Origin of the sequence: Alteromonas aquimaris (genome assembly GCF_026183695.1) — a bacterium.
GTDB classification, from domain to species: domain Bacteria; phylum Pseudomonadota; class Gammaproteobacteria; order Enterobacterales; family Alteromonadaceae; genus Alteromonas; species Alteromonas aquimaris.
The window spans coordinates 15,607-39,268 of sequence record NZ_JAPFRD010000009.1 but is presented as its reverse complement, the minus strand read 5'-3'; the positions used below and the strand labels follow the sequence as shown (position 1 = coordinate 39,268).

The window sequence follows — 23,662 nt, the reverse complement described above, 5'->3', positions numbered from 1 at the left end:
ATGTTAGATAGTTACGTAGAAATTTGCTTGTTCATTGGTTTTGAGAGGTTTAATGACATCATTTCTTAAACATGTGTTAAGCACACCAAAAACAGGGGCGAAAGTGTTTATTGTCGATGATGACATCATAACGCTTGAAATGCTGATACATAATTTACAGAACGATTATCATGTGATTGGCTGCAGCGAACCTACGGAAGCGCTACGGAAAATTAAAGAAGCTATGCCAGACTTGATTATGCTGGATATGGAAATGCCAGGATTAAATGGGGTTGAGCTTTGTCGCCAAATTAAAGCAACTGAACAATTAGAAGATTTGCCTATTGTATTTTTAACTGGCCACGATGATCAGGAAACCCAGCTCAAGTGCTGGGAGGCGGGGTGTGTGGATTTTGTCCCCAAACCTATTGTTTTCGCCACACTCAAATACCGGTTGCAAACCCACATCAAACTTAAGCTGGTAACAGACAAACTAAGCACGCTAGCGATGCTTGACGGGCTGACAAACGTTTACAACCGTCGGTACCTCGAAAACTACCTCACCAAACATAATACCCAGGCGACACGGGATTATCAGGTTTTCACTTTGATGATGTTGGACATCGATTATTTTAAACGCTACAACGACAATTATGGTCACCAACAGGGTGACGAGTGTTTACGAGAGGTCGCACAGATATTATCGAAAACGGCAACGCGTAGCACTGATTTTGTCGCGCGTTATGGGGGCGAAGAGTTTATTCTTATGCTTCCCGCTACGGATCAAAAAGGCGCTAAGTTGGTGGCTATGAATATTCACCAATCCCTTGCCAAACGCAAATTAGAGAACAAAGACACGGAAGCGGGTAGGGTTACGTTAAGTATAGGTTGTGTCTCCGCGAGTGCTCCTTATGCTATTACGCCCATGATAGAAGAAGCCGACAAGTTATTATACGAAGCGAAGCAATCTGGAAGAAATCAAACCTGTTTCAAGACACTTTAAAGCGGTACTTTTATTTTTATATTGCTTTTAGCGACACAACAACAAGGTAATATTTCATCATCATCAATATAGGCGAGCGGGTCGGTAGTATAATCGACCTCTCCCTCAAGTAATTGAGTTCGACACGCACCACAGAATCCTTCACGACAATGAAAGTGAATATCAATGCTGGCGCTTTCTAGCGATTCCAATAAGGTCTTGTCAGGCGAAGACCTTGCGCATCCCACATCTATTACATCGATGTGGAATACTTCACCTGGTGGGGTGGACATGAATGGAACTGTCTAACCTATAGTTCCATGTCCGCAAAGTCATCTCCGCTAACAGATGAATCAATTTGCCCAACCAGATAGGAGCTGATTTCGGACTCTTGCGGGGCCACTTGTACGTTATCCGAATTCAAATAATTATTCATCCAGGGCAGGGGATTACTTTTAACTGAATACGGAGCTTCAAGACCAATAGCGCCCATCCGTTGAACCGCTATATACTCAACGTACTGGCAGAGTATGTCCTTGTTCAATCCAATCATTGATCCATGCTGGAACAAGTATTCTGCCCATTCCTTCTCTTGCTCTACCGCGGTGAGAAAGATAGCGGTAGCTTCTTCTTTACACTCCTGAGCAATTTCAGCCATTTCCGGATCATCTTTACCTTTGGCCCAGATGTTTAGAATATGTTGCGTGGACGTCAGATGCAGGTTTTCATCGCGAGCAATAAGACGAATAATCTTCGAGTTACCTTCCATCAATTTACGTTCAGCAAAAGCGAAAGTACACGCAAAGGAAACATAAAAACGAATTGCTTCCAAAGCATTAACGGAATTCATGCAAAGATATAATTTTTTCTTTAATTCGCGCATGGTGATTTCATGCGTTTCACCATTCACCGTGTGAACACCTTCACCTTGGGTCTGCCAAAGTTGGGTGGCGAATATCAAGTCGTCATAATAGCGAGAAATATCGGTAGCGCGACGTTTTATTTCTTCATTGGCCACAATGTCATCAAATACAGCGCTAGGATCTGAAAACAAGTTGCGAAGAATATGGGTGTACGAGCGCGAGTGGATCGTTTCAAAAAAGGACCAGGTTTCAATCCATGTTTCTAATTCTGGCAAGGATACAATGGGAAGCATAGCAATATTCGGGCTTCGACCTTGCACCGAATCTAGCAATGTCTGGTATTTCAGGTTTGAAATAAAAATATGCTTTTCTGGTTCGGTGAGTTTTTGAAAGTCAACTCTGTCTCTGGATACATCCACTTCTTCCGGACGCCAAAAAAAACTTATCTGCTTTTCAATTAATTTCTCGAAGATGTCATGTTTTTGCTGATCATAACGTGCCACATTTACGGGATTGCCGAAAAACATGGGTTCCGCGAGTGGGTTGACACTTTTCTGGTTAAACGTTGTGTATTTCATAATTGCTCAATAGAAATCTTTAGTTAACGTAACAACACTAGATGGTGCGAGGCGTGCTATATTTTACACGCACCACCTGCACAATCATCATCTTCTACCATTACCGCTTCTTGGGGCACGTGCTCAGCTGTTTTCACTTCTTGTGTGCTCTGGTCCGCCGCACCGTCTCGGGTATTATGATAGTAAAGTGTTTTCACACCCAACTTATATGTAGTTAGCAAGTCTTTCAGCAAAACTTTCATAGGCACTTTTCCGCCCTCGTATTTGCCTGGGTCGTAATTCGTGTTAGCAGAAATAGTTTGATCGATAAATTTTTGCATCACGCCGACAAGCTGTAGGTAACCATCGTTAGACGGGATATCCCATAACAGTTCATACTTGTCTTTAAGCTCTTCATATTCCGGCACGACTTGTTTAAGTATGCCGTCTTTACTTGCTTTAACACTAATGTGCCCGCGCGGGGGTTCAATTCCATTTGTGGCATTCGATATCTGAGACGAAGTTTCAGATGGCATCAGTGCGGATAAAGTAGAGTTGCGAAGACCATGAGTTTTAATTTCTTCACGCAAACTTTCCCAGTCATAGTGAAGAGGTTCGTTGCAAACCTGGTCTAGCTCTTTTTTATAGCTGTCTATTGGTAATATTCCCTGAGAATAGGTTGTCTCATTAAATTTAGGGCAGGCACCTTTTTCCTTCGCAAGATTATTTGATGCTTTAAGCAAGTAATATTGCATTGCCTCGAAAGTGCGATGGATAAGACCATTTGCGCTGAAATCAGAATACTTAACCCCGTTTTTAGCCAGATAATAAGCGAAGTTGATAACGCCTATTCCCAACGTTCTGCGGTTCATCGTTGCGTTGTAGGCTGCTGGAACCGGATAGTCTTGATAATCAAGCAAGTTATCTAGTGCACGTACGGCTAAATCGGCTAACTCTTCGAATTCATCCAGGGACTTTATCGCGCCTAAATTGAAAGCTGAAAGGGTACACAGGGCAATTTCACCATTTTCGTCATTCACATGCTCAAGCGGCTTGGTCGGTAATGCTATTTCAAGACATAAGTTGCTTTGACGTACCGGTGCAAGCTCTGGATTAAACGGACTGTGCGTATTGCAATGATCGACGTTTTGCAGATAAATTCGGCCAGTGCTGGCACGTTCCTGCATAAACAAACTAAACAACTCCATCGCTTTAATACGTTTCTTGCGAATATTGTCATCGTTTTCGTATTGTACGTATAGCTGTTCAAATTTAGCTTGATCAGCAAAAAACGCATCGTATAACCCTGGTACATCTGAAGGACTAAACAAAGTGATGAAATCATCTTTCATCATGCGCTGATACATTAACTTATTAAATTGCACGCCGTAGTCGAGATGACGAACCCGGTTTTCTTCAACCCCACGGTTATTCTTAAGTACCAGGAGCGATTCTACTTCCATATGCCACAATGGATAAAACAGGGTGGCGGCACCACCGCGCACGCCGCCTTGGGAACAGCTTTTTACCGCGGTTTGAAAATATTTATAAAAAGGAATACAACCTGTATGGAAGGCCTCACCACCGCGAATCGGGCTGCCCAGAGCGCGGATCCTACCTGCATTCACCCCGATTCCAGCACGTTGGCTTACGTACTTAACAATCGCACTAGCTGTGGCATTGATTGAGTCCAGACTATCTCCAGTTTCGATAAGCACGCATGAGCTAAATTGTCTTGTGGGCGTACGCACACCCGCCATAATCGGCGTGGGTAATGAAATCTTGAAAGTGGAGGTTGCGTCATAAAAACGACGTATATAATTGAGGCGTTCAGCTTTAGGATAATTTGCAAATAAGCAGGCAGCCACCAACACATATAAAAACTGCGCGCTTTCATAAATTTCACCGGTAACACGGTTTTGAACTAAATACTTTCCTTCAAGCTGTTTGACCGCAGCATAGCTGAACGTCATATCGCGCCAATGGTCAACGAAGCTACCCATTTCGGCAATTTCAGCTTCAGAGTAATCCTCTAAAATGTGAGAGTCATATTTGCCCCCAGCGATCATTTTTTTCACATGATCAAGTAACGAAGGAGGCTCAAACTGACCGTAGGCCTTTTTACGTAAGTGGAAAATCGCCAATCGAGCTGCTAAATACTGATAGTCGGGTGCATCGGTAGAGATAAGATCTGCCGCTGACTTGATGAGAGTTTCATGAATTTCACTGGTAGTAATACCGTCATAAAACTGGATGTGAGCACGAATTTCTACCTGTGAAACGGAGACATTATTTAATCCGTCTGCTGCCCAGGTAATAACTTTATGAATTTTATCTAGATCGATGGGTTCTTTCTCACCATTACGTTTGGTGACATACAAATTATTATTCATTGTGCTGGCCGTAGTTTAGTTAGCGCATGTAGCGTTGGTCTTCGCAAAACAGTTGTAAAAACTGGGAATAGTTTCGGAAGCCACATTATTATTCTTCAATCTTGTTGATTAACACTTTTAACGACACGTTACTTCTAAAGAGGCCATTATAAGTGTTGGTGTCCATTGCTTTCCTTGGCAACTGTGAACGTTTTAGGACTAATTTTTTTTATCGTTTTAACGCTCTGAACATGACACAAGATAGTGAGGTTTTAACCGTATTGCAACCCAATATCTGGTGGTTTTAACAGCAATCAGACATTGAGCAGGCTTTGGTTAGTGGTGACTCACCTAACAGCTTTATACGTCTCTTCTTTTAATCAAATGCAAGCGTTTTTTGCGAGTTGAAAATTTATTAAACTAATTTGTTTGCTATCTCTGTTTTTTTATAATAACACGATATATAGTGCGAAAATTGAAGGGTACGCACTATATATGGGTGGGGTCTAGGCTTGGGTGTGAAGTAAGTAGTTCACATCGATGTTACGTTCAGAAAGATAAAACGCTTGGGTTAACGGGTTCATATGTAATCCCGTTACGTCTTTATTGAGCAAACCGGCCTGATCTGTCATTGCCATCAGTTCAGATGGTTTAATAAAACGGCTGAACTGGTGCGTTCCTTTGGGCACTAAGTTCATTATATACTCTGCACCGATAATGCCCATCAGATAGGATTTAATGTTTCTATTTAATGTAGAGAAAAAAACGTGGCCGCCGGGTTTAACAAGTTTAGCGCAGGCTTCAACTACTGAAGCGGGGTCTGGGACATGCTCAAGCATCTCCATACAGGTTACAACGTCGTAACCATTTTCATGTTGGGCAGCAAAATCTTCAGCTGTGATACATAAATAATTCACGCTAACCTGACTTTCCAGACCGTGTAATCGGGCTACCTCCAATGACGCTTCCGCCATATCTATACCGGTAACTGAAGCGCCGCATTTCGCCATTGATTCAGCAAGAATGCCCCCCCCACATCCAATGTCTACCACTTTTTTGCCATGCAGGCCTTTAGCGTGGGTTTCGATAAACTCTAACCGCAGGGGGTTGATTGCATGTAATGGTTTAAATTCTCCTTCCGGGTCCCACCATCGCGAAGCAAGTTCAGCAAACTTATTAATTTCCTGACTGTCTACATTCACCATTTTTTAATCCGCCTGTAATGGAATTGATCACTAAACCTTACCGCAATTTATAGAAAATACGAGCCGCTTTATTTAATATTGGCTGCAATCGATGATTTAGTAATCAACTTGAGCCAATGGAAGCCCAAAATCGATGAAATTAACGCATGTAATAGATTAACTGCTACATAATTTCATTTGGCAGTGGTACACTCATCGATTGTTTTACAACCCAATAATAATAGTGTGCGCTCCCACCTTTATCGTTTTCTACAAACGAATTGTACAGCGCCGCATGTGTTTAGAAAAAAGGGATAACGCAGTTTATGAGTGATGACGCGAAAGAAATCCTTCCCATTAATATAGAGGAAGAGTTAAAAAACTCTTACCTTGATTACGCAATGAGCGTAATTGTCGGGCGTGCTTTGCCTGACGTTAGAGATGGTTTGAAGCCTGTTCACCGCCGCGTTCTTTTCGCGATGAATGAGCTTAAAAATGATTTCAATAAGCCATATAAAAAATCAGCCCGTGTTGTAGGGGACGTTATCGGTAAATACCACCCTCACGGCGATTCAGCCGTCTATGACACTATCGTACGTATGGCGCAGCCTTTCTCATTGCGTTACATGCTGGTTGATGGCCAAGGTAACTTTGGTTCGGTAGATGGCGATTCAGCTGCTGCGATGCGTTACACCGAAGTTCGGATGGCGAAAATTGCGCACGAACTCCTTGCCGACTTAGATAAAGAAACCGTTGATTTTGTACCTAATTATGATGGTACAGAACAAATTCCAGAGGTGTTACCTACGCGGGTCCCCAACTTACTGGTTAACGGATCTTCCGGTATTGCCGTAGGTATGGCGACTAATATACCGCCACACAATTTATCTGAAGTGATCAATGGCTGTGTAGCACTAATTGAAGACCCAGACATCAGTATTGATGGCTTGATGGAACACATTCCTGGACCTGATTTTCCCACCGCTGCAATGATCAGTGGCCGTAAGGGCATTGATGACGCATACCGTACAGGACGGGGCAAAATATACCTTAGAGCTAAAGCTGAAATAGAAACTGACACCAATGGCAAAGAGACCATTGTGGTCAATGAAATTCCGTATCAGGTCAACAAAGCGCGCCTAATTGAAAAAATCGCAGAGCTGGTCAAAGAAAAACGTATTGAGGGTATCTCAGCTCTACGCGACGAGTCAGATAAAGACGGTATGCGTATCGTTATCGAAGTAAAACGCTCCGAATCAGCCGAAGTGCTATTGAACCATTTATATGCGAATACTCAGTTACAAACGGTATTCGGTATCAATATGGTGGCGTTGGACAATGGCCAACCAAAAGTCTTTAATCTTAAAGAAACATTAGAATGTTTTATCCTTCACCGTCGTGAAGTGGTCACCAGGCGTACGGTGTTTGAGCTACGTAAAGCTCGCGACCGTGCTCACATTCTTGAAGGTTTAGCAATTGCGCTTGCTAACATCGACCCAATTATTGATTTAATTAAAGCCTCGCCAAGCCCAGCGGAAGCTAAGCAGGCGTTAGTAGCACAAGGATGGCAGCTTGGAGATGTAGCGGACATGCTTGAACGGGCAGGGAACGATGCTGCGCGTCCAGATTGGTTGTTACCTGAGTTTGGGATCCGGGAAGGAAAATATCATTTAACCGAGCAACAAGCTCAAGCCATTCTAGATCTTCGCCTGCATAAGCTAACAGGTCTAGAACACGAAAAAATTCTTGATGAATACAAAGTGTTGCTTGAACAGATTGCTGAGTTACTTCACATTCTTCGTTCGCCAGAGCGTTTAATGGAAGTTATTCGTGAAGAACTGGAAGCAGTGCGCGACGAGTACGGTGATGCACGCCGCACTGAAATTACCGCTGCCACGCACGATATCGATATTGAAGATTTGATTGAGCAAGAAGACGTGGTTGTTACGCTTTCGCGCGAAGGATACGTTAAATACCAGAAACTGTCAGACTATGAAGCACAACGTCGCGGCGGTCGAGGTAAGTCAGCAACTAAAATGAAAGATGAAGATTTCATCGAACGGTTGTTAGTGGCTAATACACACGATCATATCTTATGTTTCTCGACACGGGGTAGATTATACTGGTTAAAAGTGTATCAGCTCCCATTTGCGTCGCGAAATGCACGTGGCCGACCAATCGTTAACATATTGCCGTTAGAGGCCGACGAGAGAATAACCGCTATTCTTCCCATCAAAGAATTTGAGGAAGGTAAATATGTTCTCATGGCAACCGCTAACGGTACGGTTAAGAAAACAGACTTAAGTTCTTACTCACGTCCACGCTCTAACGGAATTATTGCCGTCAACCTTAACGAAGGTGATGAGTTAATTGGTGTGGCGATTACTACCGGTAGTGATGACATTATGCTGTTTTCTGATGCTGGTAAGGTAGTACGCTTTAACGAAAAAGCGCGTGACGCGGAAACGGGTGAAGTGAAAATTGATCCTGAAACTGGTGAAGAAATTCTGGCCCTTCGTCCAATGGGTCGTACCGCCACCGGTGTACGTGGGATTCGTATGCAAGAGGGTCAGAAAGTCGTGTCGTTAATTGTCCCTCAAGGCGAAGGCGACATTCTTACGGCTACAGAAAATGGCTTTGGAAAACGTACACCACTCGCAGATTATCCAGCGAAAAGTCGTGCCACACAGGGTGTTGTTTCTATCAAGGTTTCTGAGCGCAACGGTAAAGTAATTGGGGCTGTTCAAGTAGACGAAACCAATGAAATAATGTTGATTAGTGATCAAGGAACACTGGTAAGAACTCGTGTCAGCGAGGTATCCATTGTGGGAAGGAATACACAAGGGGTTCGCTTAATTCGTACCGGAGAGAATGAACACGTGGTGGGTCTTCAACGCATCGAAGAGATGGATGAAGAATTATTAGAAAGCGTTGAGGGAGACGAAAATACCCTCGAAGAAAATGCTTCAGAAGCTTCAGTAGAAGCCAGCGATAAGCCCGCGACAGAAGAGTAGTGCGGTGATGTCAGGACGCTGACACACTGTTATCATGTCTTAAACAAGCGGCTCTGAGCCGCTTGTTTTGTTTTTGAGGTTAATATTTCAAATGACGCAAGTATTCAATTTTAGTGCGGGGCCGGCGATGTTGCCGCCTGCTGTATTGCGACAAGCGCAGCAGGAGTTATTAAATTGGCAAAACAGTGGTTGCTCGGTGATGGAGGTGAGTCATCGGGGAGATGAATTTATGGCCGTTGCGGAACAGGCTGAAACCGATCTTCGCCAACTCATGCAAGTGCCAGATAACTACCATGTCCTGTTTACCCACGGCGGTGGGCGTGCACATTTTGCTGCGGTACCCTTAAATTTGTCCAAACCTGAAGATACCTCGCTCCATCTTGTTTCCGGCTCCTGGTCAAAGGGTGCTGTATCTGAAGCGGGCAAATTTAACCAGCCAAAGGTAATTGGAGAGCTTACTCAGAAAGACGGACTGGACTTCATGCAGCAACCTTCTGCAGAGGAAATTGATCAAGATGCGGCCTACCTACACTTTTGTCCCAACGAAACTGTCGATGGTGTGGCGTTTGATTGGTTACCACAAGCAGGTGAAGTACCTTTAGTCGCAGACATGTCATCCTGCATACTATCCAAACCTATTGACGTGAGCCGGTACGGTGTTATTTATGCTGGCGCGCAAAAAAATATCGGGCCATCAGGCTTGAGCGTTGTGATTGTCAGAGACGACTTATTAGGGCGAGCGCAAAAATATACTCCTTCTATATTTGACTACAACGAATTGGCCACCACGCGCTCCATGTATAATACCCCGCCAACATTTTCCTGGTATCTGGCTGGCTTGGTTTTCAAATGGTTGCTCAATGAAGGCGGTGTAGCGGCAATCGCGAAACATAATGAAGCCAAAGCTGCCTGTTTATACAACGCGATAGATCAATCCGATTTTTATCGCAGTCAAATTCACCCTGAATGCCGGTCAATAATGAATGTCCCTTTTCAATTAAGCGATCCCTCTTTGGATGATCTCTTTCTTACACAGGCTGCAGAACAAGGACTCGTAGCGCTTAAGGGACATCGGTTCGTAGGGGGGATGCGTGCGAGTATATATAACGCCATGTCACTAGAAGGTGTTAAACGTTTGGTCGAGTTTATGCGCGACTTTGAACGGAGACAGGGCTAATGGAACAAAACGCTATAACGCTTAATCCGATTAAAAAAGTGGAAGGGACGGTTAATGTACCCGGTTCAAAAAGCTTATCTAATCGGGCTCTGCTGCTGGCTGCATTGGCTAAGGGAACCACCACCGTCTCTAATCTGCTGGACAGTGACGATATCCGCCATATGTTAAATGCGTTGAAGCTATTAGGCGTAAGCTATCAACTCAGTTCGGATAAAACTGAATGTAGAGTTGAAGGTTTAGGTGGCGCCTTCACTCATTCGCCGAGTAAACCGTTGTTTCTAGGAAATGCAGGAACGGCGATGCGGCCGCTGTGCGCTGCGCTTGCCGCTAGTGATGTAAACGTAGAACTGACAGGTGAGCCACGGATGGAAGAGCGGCCAATCGGTGACTTAGTCAACGCCCTGCAGGAAGCCGGCGCAGACATTCAATATCGCCAAACAGCTGGCTTTCCTCCCTTGCTTGTCCACGGAAAGCCGCTCAGTGGTGGCGAAATATCTGTCGACGGTAGTGTGTCGAGTCAGTTTTTAACTGCATTGCTAATGGCAGCGCCACTCTTTAAAGGTAATGTCATAATCAATATTCAAGGCCAGCTCGTTTCTAAACCTTATATCGACATCACGCTGCATATAATGAAACAGTTTGGTGTTGAAGTAATAAACCGTGATTACCAGCAATTTTTTATAAAGGCAGGGCAAGCCTATGTTTCACCGGGTCGCTTTATGGTGGAGGGAGACGCTTCATCAGCCTCCTATTTTCTTGCAGCTGCGGCTATCAAGGGGGGAAAAGTTACAGTAACCGGGATTGGCAGTAACAGTGTTCAGGGTGATATCCGTTTTGCGGATGTCCTTGAAAAGATGGGCGCGAAGGTGAATTGGCAGGAAGAGTCGATAAGCGTAACGAGAGGAACGCTTACCGGTATCGATATGGACCTGAATCATATTCCTGATGCAGCCATGACGATTGCCACCACTGCATTGTTTGCAGATTCACCCACGACGATCCGGAATATATATAACTGGCGGGTAAAAGAAACTGACCGCCTGCATGCAATGGCAACGGAATTAAAGAAAATTGGTGCAGAGGTGGAAGAGGGGAGAGACTATATCAAGGTGTGGCCTTTAGGAAACTTCGTACACGCCGCCATTGACACCTATCATGACCATAGAATTGCCATGTGTTTTTCACTGCTAGCGTTGAACGAACAGCCCGTAACGATAAATGACCCTGGTTGCACAGCCAAAACGTTTCCCGACTACTTCTCCCGTTTAGCAACAATTTGTAAACATTAAAGCAGTGCCGTAGGGCAACCATTTTTAAACAATCATGGTATATACAGCAATCTGTGAGTATAATTGCGCGCGTTTTTTAACTATTGAAATCTGGAGCAGGTATGCATCCAACACCTATAGTCACGGTTGACGGCCCTAGCGGAGCAGGCAAGGGGACTTTAAGCAGTTTGTTGGCAAAGCAACTAGGCTGGCATTTTTTGGACAGCGGAGCCATTTATCGCGTTCTGGCCGTAGCTAGCTTACATCATGATTTACCATGCAATGACGAAGAATCAATTGTGCCATTAGCCACAGGTTTAGATGTTAGTTTCGAAACGAACGGTGAATCCAGTCGCATCATATTAGAAGGTGAAGATGTTACTGACGACATTCGTACAGAGCAAGTCGGCAGTGTGGCGTCGCAGATCGCAGCTTTACCCCGCGTACGGGAAGCGTTATTAAGAAGACAGCGCGCGTTTCAGCAGGCACCAGGATTGGTTGCGGATGGACGCGATATGGGCACTGTGGTATTTCCTGATGCACCGGTCAAACTATTCCTGACAGCAAGTGCTGAAACTAGAGCTGAGAGGCGATATAGCCAGTTGAAAGCAAAAGGGATGGATGTTAATATTGCGCGCCTTTTAACCGATATCAAAGCTCGTGATGAGCGTGATGCTAATCGTTCAATCGCACCATTGGTACCGGCTGAAGACGCTGTAGTGATAGATTCAACGCACTTGAATATCGATCAAGTGTTTGAAAAAGCAATGGAAATTATTACTTCACGATTGTAACAAGAAGCCTTTAATTATCATTGGTTAAAGTCGCGACAATAGGATGTTGCGATATGTATTAATAACCCCATGTGCTCTGGATTGACATATGGATCTCAACTTTATATTAAATTTAAACCTTATGACTGAAAATTTTGCACAACTTTTTGAAGAAAGCCTTTTAGAACTAGAAACCCGTCCAGGTTCAATTGTTAAAGGTACGGTAGTTTCAATCGACAAAGACATCGTTCTTGTTGATGCTGGCTTGAAATCAGAAAGTGCGATCCCTGCGGATCAATTCAAAAATGCCGAAGGCGAGCTGGAAATTGAAATTGGCGATCAAGTAGATGTAGCGCTTGACGCAGTTGAAGATGGCTTCGGTGAAACTATTCTTTCTCGTGAAAAAGCCAAGCGCCATGAAGCGTGGGTTGAGCTTGAAAAAGCCTACGAAGAAAAAGAGACAATTAAAGGTGTTATCAATGGCAAGGTTAAAGGCGGTTTCACTGTTGAAGTTAACAGTGTACGCGCGTTCTTGCCTGGTTCATTAGTAGATGTACGCCCTGTTCGTGATACTACTCACCTTGAAGGTAAAGAGCTTGAGTTTAAAGTTATCAAGCTAGATGCTAAACGTAATAACGTCGTGGTATCTCGCCGCGCAGTGATTGAAGCAGAAAGCAGCGCTGAGCGCGAATCTTTATTAGCGAACCTTGAAGAAGGTCATGAGATTAAAGGTATCGTTAAGAATCTTACTGATTACGGTGCATTCGTTGACTTGGGCGGCGTAGATGGCCTTCTACATATCACCGATATGGCGTGGAAGCGTGTTAAGCATCCAAGTGAAATAGTGAACGTTGGCGACGAAATCAACGTAAAAGTGTTGAAGTTCGACAAAGATAAGCAACGTGTATCTCTTGGTATGAAGCAAATGGGCAACGATCCATGGCAAGAAATTGCTCAGCGTTACCCTGAAGGTACTAAGATTTCAGGTCAGGTAACCAACCTTACTGACTACGGTTGTTTCGTTGAAATCGAAGATGGTGTGGAAGGTCTGGTTCACGTTTCTGAAATGGATTGGACAAACAAGAATATCCACCCGTCTAAAGTGGTTAATCTTGGTGATACTGTAGAAGTAATGGTACTTGAAATCGATGAAGAACGTCGTCGTATTTCACTGGGTCTTAAGCAATGCATTGCTAACCCTTGGGAAGAGTTTGCTAAGTCACACGAAAAAGGTGACAAAGTTTCTGGTAAGATTAAGTCGATCACTGACTTTGGTATCTTCATCGGTCTTGATGGCGGTATCGACGGTTTGGTTCACTTATCTGACATCAGCTGGAACAAAACAGGTGAAGATGCCGTTCGTGAATACAAGAAAGGCGACGAAATCTCTGCTGTTGTTCTGCAAGTCGACCCAGAGCGTGAGCGTATTTCATTAGGCGTTAAGCAAATTGAAGAAGATCCGTTCAATAAGTATCTGACAGATAACAAGAAAGGTGCTATTGTTACTGGTACAGTTACCGCAGTTGATGCTAAAGGTGTTACTGTTAACTTAGCAGAAGAAGTTGACGGCTATATTCGTGTTGGTGATTTGTCACGTGACCGTGTAGAAGATGCTTCTGAAGAAGTGAACGTGGGTGACAGCATTGAAGCGAAATTCATGGGTGTTGACCGTAAAAACCGCACTGTAAATCTTTCGGTTAAAGCGAAGGATCAAGCAGACGAGAAAGACGCTATTGATAAAGTAAATCAGCAAGATGACGCTGGTTTTGCAAATGCAATGGCTGAAGCTTTCAAGGCTGCTAAAGGCGAGTAATTTGGTCAGGGGTGTTCAGATTGGGCACTCCTCTCATTGGTAGCTGTTTTGATTAAATTTTGACATAGGGATTACTATGACTAAGTCTGAACTAATTGAGCGGCTAGCCGATTCGGCACGCCATGTTCCTGCTAAAGAGTTGGAGTCGGCTATCAAAGAGTTGCTTGAGCAGATGGCGCAAACCCTGCAAAAAGGTGAACGGATAGAGATTCGTGGCTTTGGAAGTTTTTCTCTTCATTACCGGGCGCCTAGAGTCGGTCGAAATCCGAAAACGGGTGAAACTGTAAAGTTGGATGGAAAGTACGTCCCCCATTTCAAACCTGGTAAAGAATTAAGAGAACGTGTTGACGCATCCTCACATTAAGCCGTAGTTTCTACGGCTTTTTTATTGCCTTTCATTAAATAATTAGGCACTATTCTTAATGTTTGGTTAAAGGTTGAACGAAAATAACATTTCGTTAATATAATATTGATACCTGCCGATAACCTTTATATCTCTTAGTAGTAACGAAAGGCGCTTTGCGATACGTTAATTGCACAGTACTTTTGTTTAAGAAGAAGCCTTAAATAACGAATAATAATATAGTCTTGAGGCTGGTGTGGTCGAATGTCTGCCGGTGATGAAACGCAAGTAATTAAACAGTTCCAACATTTGATTCGGGCGCTCATACCTTATGAGCAAGAAAACAGGTTGCTTGAAGGATTAAATAAATTCTCGCAGCGTTTACCTACAAATGTGCGGAAAATTATAAAAGAAGAAGTTATCAGGCTTACTTCTCTTACCGACGCGCCCGCGGATAACTCATCTTTCGCACAATTTCCTGTCATTAAATTCAAGCACTTCGGTATTGATATGTGTCTGGATAAGATTGGCGCCCAGATTTTGAAAAAAGAGTCCGGACTTTATCAAAACCGTTATACCGTCGGTGTGTTTGAGTCCATCACCAGCTCTGAATTTTATCAAACGCAAATTAAGAAAGAACAATATAAAAAAATTGTTGATGCTTTCGCGGTGGAGTCACAATCTCAGAATGACATCGACTTTGGGGACGATATATCTATCACTCCTAACTTCCAGGTATCCTCTGCCGATTTTCAAAATGGACGAAATTGCAACATTGCCTCATTGGGTTACAAAACCATGGCTGTCGAGGTTAGAAGACCGCCGAAAATGAGTCAGGGAGAGGAGGTTTCCTTTAATTTTCCTGAAGTACAGGGGTTGACGACGAAAGAAATTAAAATTAAATGTAAGTTGGATTCTATAAAATTCAATCAACATACCTCCAACTACGAGTTGCAGTTTGATTTCAATGAAGAGACGGACAAGCGCTTATTTGATCAACTAAAAAAATACATCGATACCGCAGCGTTTCATCAACCGCTTAAACGCGAGTTAGAAATTGAGCGTGCTATGCAAGATTTGGAACGTGATCGTATTTTAGAAAATAGCCCTTGGATGCCGGTTTTTGTTAAAGCTAACAAAAAGCAGGCGATTCCCATTATAGCTTTATTCACAAAATCTAATGTTGAACGAAACAATGCGTATGTATTTCTGGATAAACTTGCGGGCAAAAATTCGTTTAACAGGCTTTATGCAGAACTGCAGCGATTTGGTGAAGCATTCTTATTTAATGGGACGGTCAATACAAAAAAGGGGCCAATCGAAATTTGCGCAACACACCGAGATTTGGTAGCAAGCGAGCAAATGAGCCCACTAATATATTTGATGATGAAATCAGGTACGTTGACGTGCATGCATTGTCGGCTGGCTGGCGTAGATGAAGAGGATAAAAGTAAAGCGTTTGAGATCCACGACCTCTCGAAAGCCGATTTTCCTGATTTGGCGGTCATGACTTCAATTGTCTTTTGTAAAGACATTACGCCCACGCTTAAAGAACTTACTATTGGTGAAAAGTGCCAGTTTCCAGCAATACCTAAGGCACTTGTGGCTGATAAAAATAAATGGTCTATTTCTTATGTTATGGAGGAAGACCTAGATCGACGCAGTGAACATCGCTATGTTATCGAAAAAGAAGCTTCCATTAAGACCGGATTTCTCACCTCATTCCAAGCTAAAGTAAAAGATATCTCTGCTAGTGGGATGCAGGTTGAATTAGTTGAAAAGGTCGCAGCATCCAACTTTACCGATGCTATTAAAATATCCGTACCAGACTTTAAAATGCGCAACGAGAAATACATGGTAGTGCATTATAATGAAACACGAGGTATCTTGCGGCTTAAGCTCCCCGAACTCAATAAGAAGGGGTCGGTTGATTCCTTATTAGAACAGAATTTGGCATTTTTTCGCCAACGGGATATTGCAAGGGCTCAACGAAATACGCATAGATTCATTTGGGAACTCGCTATGCGCCATCACCCATCAGTCAGTGTTTTATGTGTATCAAATCGACACATTCTCGATCGCTTGAAAACCGTCTATCAAAGCGAAAAGTCTGATGACTTGTATCCATTTTCAAGGTTTCAAAACGTCGTACCATTGCATGGCTTTTTTGCAGACAGAGAAACCATGCGCCCTAAATCTGCTTTACTAGAGCAGATAATGATAGGTAAAAAAGCGGATGCGTTAGTCGTTCATTGTGTGAGAAAAGATGATAGTAAACTAGTGTATATTTCCGAAAAGCATTTTCTCTATGGCACCATGCGGCAAAATATCGCTAACCACCTGCAACAGGATAAAGTTGAGTTATGCGTAACTCATATTGAGCCGGTGCGTTGCAGTAAAGCTACTACGCCATTGACTAAGAAACGCTTAGCGCAACTATCGAAAATTGATAAAACAATGTACGACAAACTTGCCAATATGCAATCAGCTTATACTCATGTAATTTACTTGACCAATGAGTCGACCCTACATAATGAGTTGTTAAAAGCTAAGTTACGGCCATTGCGGCCAGCCAAGAAAGAAAATAACACTTCAGGCTCATCGCCAAAAGAAATAGCAAAACAGGCCAGTTAGGTTAATCTCCCCCCTCCAAATTCTAGAATTTAAGTCAAAAAGCTATTTTTGCATGTTAGTTTAGAATTCAATTTGCTATGCTTGATTTAATGCAACGCGACTAAGACTATTGTATTGAAAGGAATAATTTCTCTTATATTGATTCTCGTTTTATTGGTTCTGGCCTTTGCTGTGGGATCCCAAAACGAAACGCTGATTACAGTGAATTACCTCATCGCACAATCTGATATGCGCGTGTCTACGTTGATAGCCGTTTCGGTTGCTCTCGGCGTTGTAATTGGATTGTTAATGATGCTGGTAAGCTGGTTGGCCTTGCGTGTCCAGTTGATGGCGGCACGTGCAAAAATACGTAAGTTAACCAAAGAAGCCTGATATGCTCGAATTGCTGTTTCTTTTGCTGCCAGTTGCTGCCGGTTACGGATGGGTGATGGGGCGAAACAGTGTCCGTCAGGCACAGCGTAAGCAATCAAGTATTTTGTCCCGACATTATTACAAAGGGCTTAATTTTCTTTTATCTGACCAACCGGATAAAGCCGTCGACACCCTAATTAAAATGATAAACCTGAATAGCGATACGGTTGAAACCCATATCGCAATGGGTAATTTTTTTCGTCATCGAGGCGAAATTGATCGCGCTATCCTCGTCCATCAAAATCTTGTAAGTCGGGAAGAATTACCACCGAGTCAGCGTGAAAATGCGTTGAAAGAGTTAGGTAAGGATTACACGCAAGCAGGTTTTCTTGAACGTGCAGAGAATGCATTTTTGCAGTTGTTAAATAGTGACAAACATTATTTAGTGGCCCAACAACAGCTGTTCAGCATTTACCAAACTACGAAAGAATGGGACCGCGCGATCGAGTTAGCAGAGCGTATGGTGGAGTGTCACGGGGATAACGATGATGTGAGTGAGCGTCTTGCTCACTTTTACTGTGAACAAGCGCAGCGTGAAATAAATGACGATAACCAGGGACAGGCTCTTTCGTTACTGCAAAAGGCGGTGAATGCCGATGAACATGCAGTCAGGCCCTGGTTAATGTTAGGCGATCTCGCTTTACAACAGAAGCGCTACGGCGAAGCACAAAGCTATTTGTTACAGGTCGCTGAAAGAGATATCAACTGGTTTAGTGAAGCGGTACCTAAACTTGAGACTATCGCCACCGAAACGGGCGACTGGGATACATTTGAACAGCAATTACAAGCGCATTGGCAACAATGTGCGACATCTTATTTAGCAATGGTCGATGTATTGGTGTCGAAAGGGAATGCCAATCAAGCGGCAGAATATTTATTAAATCAATTACGCGATAGGCCCACCATGAAAGGATTCAAAACCTTAATGGGCCTGTATATTGATAACTTGGGCGATTCTGCCTCCACCGACAGTCTTAAAATGCTTAAAGAGTTGGTAGCAGACCAGATATCTCAACGTCCTAAATACCGCTGTCAAAGTTGTGGATTTTCAGGGCGAAAACTTTACTGGCTATGCCCATCGTGTAAAAAGTGGAATACAGTTAAGCCTATAAAAGGTCTGGATGGAGAATAATCGTTGAATCAAGATCCTAAAGTTATTGTCGCCCTCGATTTTGACACTAAAGAGGAGGCCACGGCGCTGGTAGCACAACTGGACCCAAGCGAGTGCAAGCTCAAAGTCGGGAAGGAAATGTTTACTCTGTTTGGCCCAGATTTCGTAAAGCTGCTGATTGCCAAAGGGTTCGATATTTTCCTGGATTTAAAATTTCATGACATTCCCAATACAGTGGCAAAAGCATGCAAAGCTGCTGCTGAACTAGGCGTGTGGATGGTTAATGTACACGCATCCGGCGGTCTCGAAATGATGCAGAAAGCGAAACAAGCTATTGCGGATAGCACTCATCCAGAAACAAAACTTATTGCGGTAACAGTGCTTACCAGTATGGATGCTGAGCAACTTGCTCAGGTCGTTCCAGCAGTAACTCCTGCTGAGCAAGTGACTAAACTCGCCACGTTAGCCAATCAGGCCGGCTTGGATGGCGTAGTCTGTTCAGCACAGGAAGCAAAATTATTGCGTGATAAATTCGCCCCCGATTTTTTGCTGGTTACACCGGGGATCAGACCTGCCGGAAGTGATAAGGGCGATCAAAAACGTGTGATGACGCCAGCGATGGCGATGAAAAGTGGTGTCAGTTACCTGGTTATGGGACGTCCCATTACGCAGTCTGGGCACCCCCTAGAAACGCTTAAGCAGGTTAATAAAGATATTGCCTAAAAAAAAGCGCCTAGTCAGGCGCTTTCCAATCATTTTAACGTGTTATTTTAACGCGTCTTTTGCATCAACATAGGTTAGGTTTAGTTGGTCACCCAATGCATCAACCACTGCTTTATATGTCACCTTACCTTCATGCACATTCAAACCATTGAGTAAATGGTGGTCTGCAAGCATTGCTTGTTTTGGTCCTTTATTGGCTAACGCCAGGCCGAAGGGAAGAGTGGCATTGTTAAGCGCCATAGTGGAGGTTCTCGCCACGCCGCCTGGCATGTTAGCTACACAGTAATGAACAACGTCATCGACAATGTAAACCGGGTCTTGGTGCGTGGTTGCTTTTGATGTGGCAAAACATCCTCCCTGATCAATTGCAACATCAACCACGACACTGCCTGGCTTCATAGCGGCAATATGGTCGCGATTAAGTAACTTTGGAGCGGCCGCACCAGGAATGAGTACTGCACCCACTACGAGATCGGCCTTAGACGAATAGTATTCCAACGCATCTACTGTTGAAAATACGGTCTTAACGTGTCCATTAAAGATATCGTCCAGCTGACGCAAGCGTGGTAACGAACGATCCAGGATAGTGACATCTGCGCCTAGACCAAGCGCCATTTTGGCGGCATTAATACCCACAACTCCACCGCCAATGACGACGACTTTTCCTGAAGCAACGCCCGGCACCCCGCCAAGCAACGTACCGCTGCCACCGTGAGCCTTTTCAAGATAATGGGCGCCTGCTTGAACGGACATACGGCCAGCTACCTCACTCATAGGTGCAAGCAGAGGTAGGCCACCACGATCATCTGTTACTGTTTCATAGGCAATACAGGTAGCGCCTGAAGCGACTAAAAGTTCTGTTTGAATAGGATCTGGAGCCAGGTGAAGGTAGGTATACAGGGTCTGGCCTTTACTCAACTGCTTACACTCGTTCGGCTGAGGCTCCTTAACCTTAACGATCATTTCTGCTTCAGCAAAGATTTTTTCCGCACTGTCAATAATTTGGGCACCCGCTTCACGATACATGGTATCAGAAAAGCCGATCGCTTCCCCAGCGGTGGACTGCACGGCAACTTTGTGGCCGTGAGTAACGAATTCTTTAACGGCCGCAGGAGTGAGGCCCACCCGATACTCGTGATTTTTTATTTCTTTTGGTACACCTATAAGCATAACGGCTTCCTTCAAATGTAGGGAACAAATTTGGTGCGCAGTATACTGAAATAAAAAAAGCGTTGTATGCTGAATGTTGCGCAAAGGCAGTGTAAAATTCTGTAAATGATGGAGTGGAAAGCATATTGTAATGTTGGTAAAAACACCAAAACACTTAGATAGAATCGATAGAAATATATTAGTCGTGCTGCAAAAAGATGGTCGAATTTCCAATGTGGAACTTGCCAAACAAGTGGGGCTCAGTCCAAGCCCTTGTCTGGAAAGGGTAAAGCGACTTGAATCCCAAGGTTATATTAAAGGGTATCATGCCGAAGTTGACCCGGTTAAACTAGGCGCAGCAATGCTGGTGTTTGTTGAAATAACTCTGACTAAAACATCTGTTGATATCTTTGCCGAATTTTCTGCGGCAGTGCAAAAGCATGACGATATTCAGGAATGTCACCTAGTATCAGGTAATTTTGATTTTCTACTTAAGGCGAGAGTCGCTGATATGTCGAGCTATCGTCGCCTGCTTGGAGATACCTTACTCAGGTTGCCAGGGGTGAGTGAATCACGCACGTACGTCGTAATGGAAGAAGTTAAAAGTACCTCAGCATTACGCATACAAATTAAGTAAATGCGCTGAGGAATTTTCTTAAAAGTAAAAAGTAGGTAAGCTTTAGGGGATGTGGTAGTCTTCAGCAATAGCTAATATAGATATTATAACAACTAACATTACGCCTGATTCAGTATCGGTTAAGAGTGGAAATAGCATAGTTACCAATACTTTTACTGTTTACGTTTATTTTTTAAGATCAGGAAGATACGTTTTTTTGGATAGAAATTTTTTGGGTATGGCGCGACTTTCAGGTATTCAGCGATTGCTGGAAGCAGGCATGATTATAGCTTGCGTTTTTGCATTTTTTTTGTTGTTAGCATTGGCCTCTTTCCATCCGGGCGATCCTGGCTGGAGTCAGGCTGGCCTGCAACTCGATGTACATAATTGGGTAGGCGCTACCGGTGCCTGGATTGCAGATTTGTTATTATTTAGCGTTGGGTATCTTGCCTATTTGCTTCCTTTTTGTAGTGCATTCCTTGGTTGGTTTCTTTTTCAGCATATAAAAACTCTGGAAGAATTTGATTATTTAACGATCGGACTACGTATCATTGGCGGCGTGCTAATGGCGTTAGGCGCGTGCGGTATTGCGAGTCTTAACTTTAACGACTTATTCAACTTTTCCGCAGGCGGGTTTGTTGGAGATGTCATTAGCTCTGCGCTGGTGCCTTATTTTAATATCCCTGGCACAATCTTGTTACTACTTTGCTTTTTTTGTACGGGATTTACATTACTTACAGGGATAAGCTGGCTCGCTATAATTGACGGTATAGGATCGGGTGTGGTCTGGTCTGGTAGAAAAGCAATGGCGATGCCTCAGCAGTTGATGGGCTTAGAATTTCCGACACTTGCGTTGCCCAATCGCACCGTCTCACAAGCCAGTGAAAGTAACACAGAAATAGATATCACCAGCATGCGCGCAGAGCCACCTGCGTTTAACCATCAAACGAAGCCTGCTTTTCAAAGAGAAGAGCCTAAGTTTGATATTCCGGCTGAAGTATTTGAAGATGACGATGAAGATTTACCGCCATTTTCAGTGGAGGAGAATTCGTCAGCCCAGCAACCGACCAAAAAATTCAGCAACCCTTTTAAAAGTAAGGCAAAGGCGAGGCAACCTGATGGCGAAAAAAATCTCGACAGTGGGGCAGGGCAGACTTCATCGCTATCGCGTGATGATGAAATCCAGACGCCTGAAGGTCCGATGCCATCGTTCGATTTATTGGAAAGAGCTGACAAACATGAAAACCCAATTTCGCAGGAAGAATTGGATATTGTTTCTCGTTTAGTCGAGGAAAAACTCTCTGACTTTAACATCGAAGCAAAAGTCGTGGGTGTCTTTCCTGGCCCCGTTATTACCCGTTTTGAATTAGATCTTGCGCCAGGCGTTAAGGTCAGCAAAATCACCAGTTTATCTAAAGATTTAGCTCGTGCAATGTCAGCTATTTCAGTGCGCGTGGTTGAAGTCATCCCCGGGAAGTCCGTAATTGGGTTAGAGCTTCCAAATAAAAAGCGTGAAATGGTGCGATTAAGTGAAGTCATCAGTTGTGACACCTTCCAATCAAATAGTTCTGCTTTAACCATGGTGCTGGGCGCTGATATCAGTGGTAAGCCAGTCGTAGTTGATCTGGCAAAAATGCCCCACTTACTGGTGGCCGGTACGACTGGCGCGGGTAAATCGGTTGGGGTAAACGTAATGATCTTAAGCTTATTGTACAAATCCACGCCAGAGGATGTACGGATGATCATGATTGACCCCAAGATGCTGGAACTGTCGGTCTACGAAGGCATTCCTCACCTTTTGGCAGAGGTCGTTACTGACATGAAAGAGGCGGCAAATGCTCTGCGCTGGTGTGTGGGTGAAATGGAACGGCGTTATCGTCTTATGTCTGCTTTAGGCGTAAGAAACCTAAAGGGCTACAACGCGAAAGTGAAACAAGCTATCGCTGATGGGCAACCAATTAAGGATCCCCTCTGGCGGTCAGAAGACAGTATGGAAACTGAAGCTCCGGATCTGGAAAAATTGCCAGCAATCGTCGTCGTCGTAGATGAATTTGCTGACATGATGATGATCGTGGGTAAAAAAGTAGAAGAACTTATCGCGCGTATTGCACAAAAAGCGCGTGCAGCGGGTATACATTTAGTGTTGGCAACCCAACGTCCTTCGGTTGATGTGATTACAGGTCTAATAAAAGCCAATATCCCAACCCGTATTGCATTTCAGGTATCTAGTAAAATAGATTCCCGTACCATTCTTGACCAGCAGGGAGCAGAAGCGTTGTTGGGAATGGGAGATATGTTATATCTACCGCCGGGCAGCCCTGTCCCTACCAGAGTGCACGGAGCATTTGTTGACGACCACGAAGTGCATGCAGTAGTCGCAGATTGGAAGAAACGGGGTGAGCCTGAATACATTGACGAAATTCTCAATGGTGAAGCTTCAGCAGAAGTTTTACTTCCTGGCGAACAACCTGAGGGCGCTGATCAAGAACTTGATGCATTCTATGATGAGGCTGTAGCGTTTGTGACGGAGTCGAGAAGAGCAAGTGTTTCGAGTGTACAACGTAAATTCCGTATCGGATATAATCGTGCGGCCCGACTCGTCGAACAAATGGAAGCAAGCGGAGTGGTTAGCTCGCCAGGGCATAACGGAAATCGTGAAGTGTTAGCCCCGCCTGCACCCAAAGATTAGTCGC

18 protein-coding genes are annotated in these 23,662 nt (G+C 43.9%); 13 read left to right on the top strand and 5 right to left on the bottom strand.

Translation table 11 applies throughout. The features are described from left to right. Positions 1 to 52: 52 nt before the first annotated feature. A complete protein-coding gene (locus OPS25_RS06365; RefSeq protein ID WP_265616809.1) occupies positions 53 to 982 on the top strand; it encodes a diguanylate cyclase in 930 nt (309 codons plus the stop codon). Here OPS25_RS06365 and yfaE read toward each other — a convergent pair. From yfaE to ubiG, 4 genes are all read right to left on the bottom strand, one after another. Further along, positions 979 to 1,254, bottom strand: a complete 276-nt coding sequence (gene yfaE / locus OPS25_RS06360; protein WP_265616808.1) for a class I ribonucleotide reductase maintenance protein YfaE — start codon at positions 1,252 to 1,254, stop codon at positions 979 to 981. The two genes, OPS25_RS06365 and yfaE, sit on opposite strands and share 4 nt — an antisense overlap. 17 nt (positions 1,255 to 1,271) lie before the next feature. Continuing rightward, on the bottom strand, positions 1,272 to 2,402 hold the full coding sequence (gene nrdB / locus OPS25_RS06355; RefSeq protein ID WP_265616807.1) for a class Ia ribonucleoside-diphosphate reductase subunit beta: 1,131 nt from the start codon (positions 2,400 to 2,402) through the stop codon (positions 1,272 to 1,274). A 56-nt stretch (positions 2,403 to 2,458) separates the two neighbouring features. Then, complete coding sequence (gene nrdA, locus OPS25_RS06350) at positions 2,459 to 4,774, bottom strand: class 1a ribonucleoside-diphosphate reductase subunit alpha (RefSeq protein WP_265616806.1); 2,316 nt, start codon at positions 4,772 to 4,774, stop codon at positions 2,459 to 2,461. Positions 4,775 to 5,259: 485 nt separating this feature from the next. After that, positions 5,260 to 5,958, bottom strand: a complete 699-nt coding sequence (ubiG, locus tag OPS25_RS06345; protein ID WP_265616805.1) for a bifunctional 2-polyprenyl-6-hydroxyphenol methylase/3-demethylubiquinol 3-O-methyltransferase UbiG — start codon at positions 5,956 to 5,958, stop codon at positions 5,260 to 5,262. A gap of 305 nt (positions 5,959 to 6,263) precedes the next feature. Between ubiG and gyrA the strand changes: the two genes are divergently transcribed. The 10 genes from gyrA to pyrF all read left to right on the top strand — a co-directional run bounded on the left by gyrA (position 6,264) and on the right by pyrF (position 19,204). After that, positions 6,264 to 8,951: a DNA topoisomerase (ATP-hydrolyzing) subunit A gene (gyrA, locus tag OPS25_RS06340; protein WP_265616804.1), complete on the top strand. Its 2,688-nt coding sequence runs from the start codon at positions 6,264 to 6,266 to the stop codon at positions 8,949 to 8,951. Between the two features lie 91 nt (positions 8,952 to 9,042). Then, entirely contained in the window at positions 9,043 to 10,128 is a 1,086-nt protein-coding gene (gene serC / locus OPS25_RS06335; RefSeq protein ID WP_265616803.1) for a 3-phosphoserine/phosphohydroxythreonine transaminase, read from the top strand. Then, the gene (gene aroA, locus OPS25_RS06330) at positions 10,128 to 11,417 is read left to right on the top strand and encodes a 3-phosphoshikimate 1-carboxyvinyltransferase (RefSeq protein ID WP_265616802.1); all 1,290 of its coding nucleotides are present in this window, start codon (positions 10,128 to 10,130) and stop codon (positions 11,415 to 11,417) included. Before serC ends, aroA begins: the two co-directional genes overlap by 1 nt. Positions 11,418 to 11,518: 101 nt before the next feature. Continuing rightward, positions 11,519 to 12,190, top strand: coding sequence for a (d)CMP kinase (gene cmk, locus OPS25_RS06325; RefSeq protein ID WP_265616801.1), 672 nt, complete (start codon positions 11,519 to 11,521; stop codon positions 12,188 to 12,190). Between the two features lie 121 nt (positions 12,191 to 12,311). Continuing rightward, positions 12,312 to 13,982, top strand: a complete 1,671-nt coding sequence (rpsA, locus tag OPS25_RS06320; protein WP_265617092.1) for a 30S ribosomal protein S1 — start codon at positions 12,312 to 12,314, stop codon at positions 13,980 to 13,982. A gap of 76 nt (positions 13,983 to 14,058) precedes the next feature. Further along, positions 14,059 to 14,346: an integration host factor subunit beta gene (gene ihfB / locus OPS25_RS06315; protein ID WP_265616800.1), complete on the top strand. Its 288-nt coding sequence runs from the start codon at positions 14,059 to 14,061 to the stop codon at positions 14,344 to 14,346. Positions 14,347 to 14,589: 243 nt separating this feature from the next. Then, entirely contained in the window at positions 14,590 to 16,959 is a 2,370-nt protein-coding gene (locus OPS25_RS06310) for a PilZ domain-containing protein (RefSeq protein ID WP_265616799.1), read from the top strand. Positions 16,960 to 17,130: 171 nt separating this feature from the next. Continuing rightward, on the top strand, positions 17,131 to 17,331 hold the full coding sequence (locus tag OPS25_RS06305) for a LapA family protein (RefSeq protein WP_265616798.1): 201 nt from the start codon (positions 17,131 to 17,133) through the stop codon (positions 17,329 to 17,331). Between the two features lies 1 nt (position 17,332). Continuing rightward, complete coding sequence (lapB, locus tag OPS25_RS06300) at positions 17,333 to 18,502, top strand: lipopolysaccharide assembly protein LapB (protein WP_265616797.1); 1,170 nt, start codon at positions 17,333 to 17,335, stop codon at positions 18,500 to 18,502. Positions 18,503 to 18,505: 3 nt separating this feature from the next. Then, positions 18,506 to 19,204 (top strand): orotidine-5'-phosphate decarboxylase, encoded by a 699-nt coding sequence (gene pyrF, locus OPS25_RS06295; protein WP_265616796.1) that lies wholly within the window; start codon positions 18,506 to 18,508, stop codon positions 19,202 to 19,204. Positions 19,205 to 19,246: 42 nt separating this feature from the next. Here pyrF and ald read toward each other — a convergent pair whose 3' ends face one another. Next, complete coding sequence (gene ald, locus OPS25_RS06290) at positions 19,247 to 20,374, bottom strand: alanine dehydrogenase (RefSeq protein WP_265616795.1); 1,128 nt, start codon at positions 20,372 to 20,374, stop codon at positions 19,247 to 19,249. 130 nt (positions 20,375 to 20,504) lie between these two features. Between ald and lrp the strand changes: the two genes are divergently transcribed. Continuing rightward, positions 20,505 to 20,990 carry a leucine-responsive transcriptional regulator Lrp gene (gene lrp / locus OPS25_RS06285; RefSeq protein ID WP_265616794.1) on the top strand — a complete coding sequence of 162 codons (486 nt, stop codon included), beginning with the start codon at positions 20,505 to 20,507 and terminating at the stop codon, positions 20,988 to 20,990. 217 nt (positions 20,991 to 21,207) lie between these two features. Beyond that, positions 21,208 to 23,658 carry a DNA translocase FtsK gene (locus OPS25_RS06280; RefSeq protein ID WP_265617091.1) on the top strand — a complete coding sequence of 817 codons (2,451 nt, stop codon included), beginning with the start codon at positions 21,208 to 21,210 and terminating at the stop codon, positions 23,656 to 23,658. The last annotated feature ends 4 nt before the right edge of the window (positions 23,659 to 23,662 follow it).

Coding starts and splice junctions, on each gene's coding strand:
- OPS25_RS06365 (WP_265616809.1), top strand. CDS start 53: ATGACATCATTTCTTAAACATGTGTTAAGCACACCAAAAACAGGGGCG.
- yfaE (WP_265616808.1), bottom strand. CDS start 1,254: ATGTCCACCCCACCAGGTGAAGTATTCCACATCGATGTAATAGATGTG.
- nrdB (WP_265616807.1), bottom strand. CDS start 2,402: ATGAAATACACAACGTTTAACCAGAAAAGTGTCAACCCACTCGCGGAA.
- nrdA (WP_265616806.1), bottom strand. CDS start 4,774: ATGAATAATAATTTGTATGTCACCAAACGTAATGGTGAGAAAGAACCC.
- ubiG (WP_265616805.1), bottom strand. CDS start 5,958: ATGGTGAATGTAGACAGTCAGGAAATTAATAAGTTTGCTGAACTTGCT.
- gyrA (WP_265616804.1), top strand. CDS start 6,264: ATGAGTGATGACGCGAAAGAAATCCTTCCCATTAATATAGAGGAAGAG.
- serC (WP_265616803.1), top strand. CDS start 9,043: ATGACGCAAGTATTCAATTTTAGTGCGGGGCCGGCGATGTTGCCGCCT.
- aroA (WP_265616802.1), top strand. CDS start 10,128: ATGGAACAAAACGCTATAACGCTTAATCCGATTAAAAAAGTGGAAGGG.
- cmk (WP_265616801.1), top strand. CDS start 11,519: ATGCATCCAACACCTATAGTCACGGTTGACGGCCCTAGCGGAGCAGGC.
- rpsA (WP_265617092.1), top strand. CDS start 12,312: ATGACTGAAAATTTTGCACAACTTTTTGAAGAAAGCCTTTTAGAACTA.
- ihfB (WP_265616800.1), top strand. CDS start 14,059: ATGACTAAGTCTGAACTAATTGAGCGGCTAGCCGATTCGGCACGCCAT.
- OPS25_RS06310 (WP_265616799.1), top strand. CDS start 14,590: ATGTCTGCCGGTGATGAAACGCAAGTAATTAAACAGTTCCAACATTTG.
- lapB (WP_265616797.1), top strand. CDS start 17,333: ATGCTCGAATTGCTGTTTCTTTTGCTGCCAGTTGCTGCCGGTTACGGA.
- ald (WP_265616795.1), bottom strand. CDS start 20,374: ATGCTTATAGGTGTACCAAAAGAAATAAAAAATCACGAGTATCGGGTG.
- lrp (WP_265616794.1), top strand. CDS start 20,505: ATGTTGGTAAAAACACCAAAACACTTAGATAGAATCGATAGAAATATA.
- OPS25_RS06280 (WP_265617091.1), top strand. CDS start 21,208: ATGGCGCGACTTTCAGGTATTCAGCGATTGCTGGAAGCAGGCATGATT.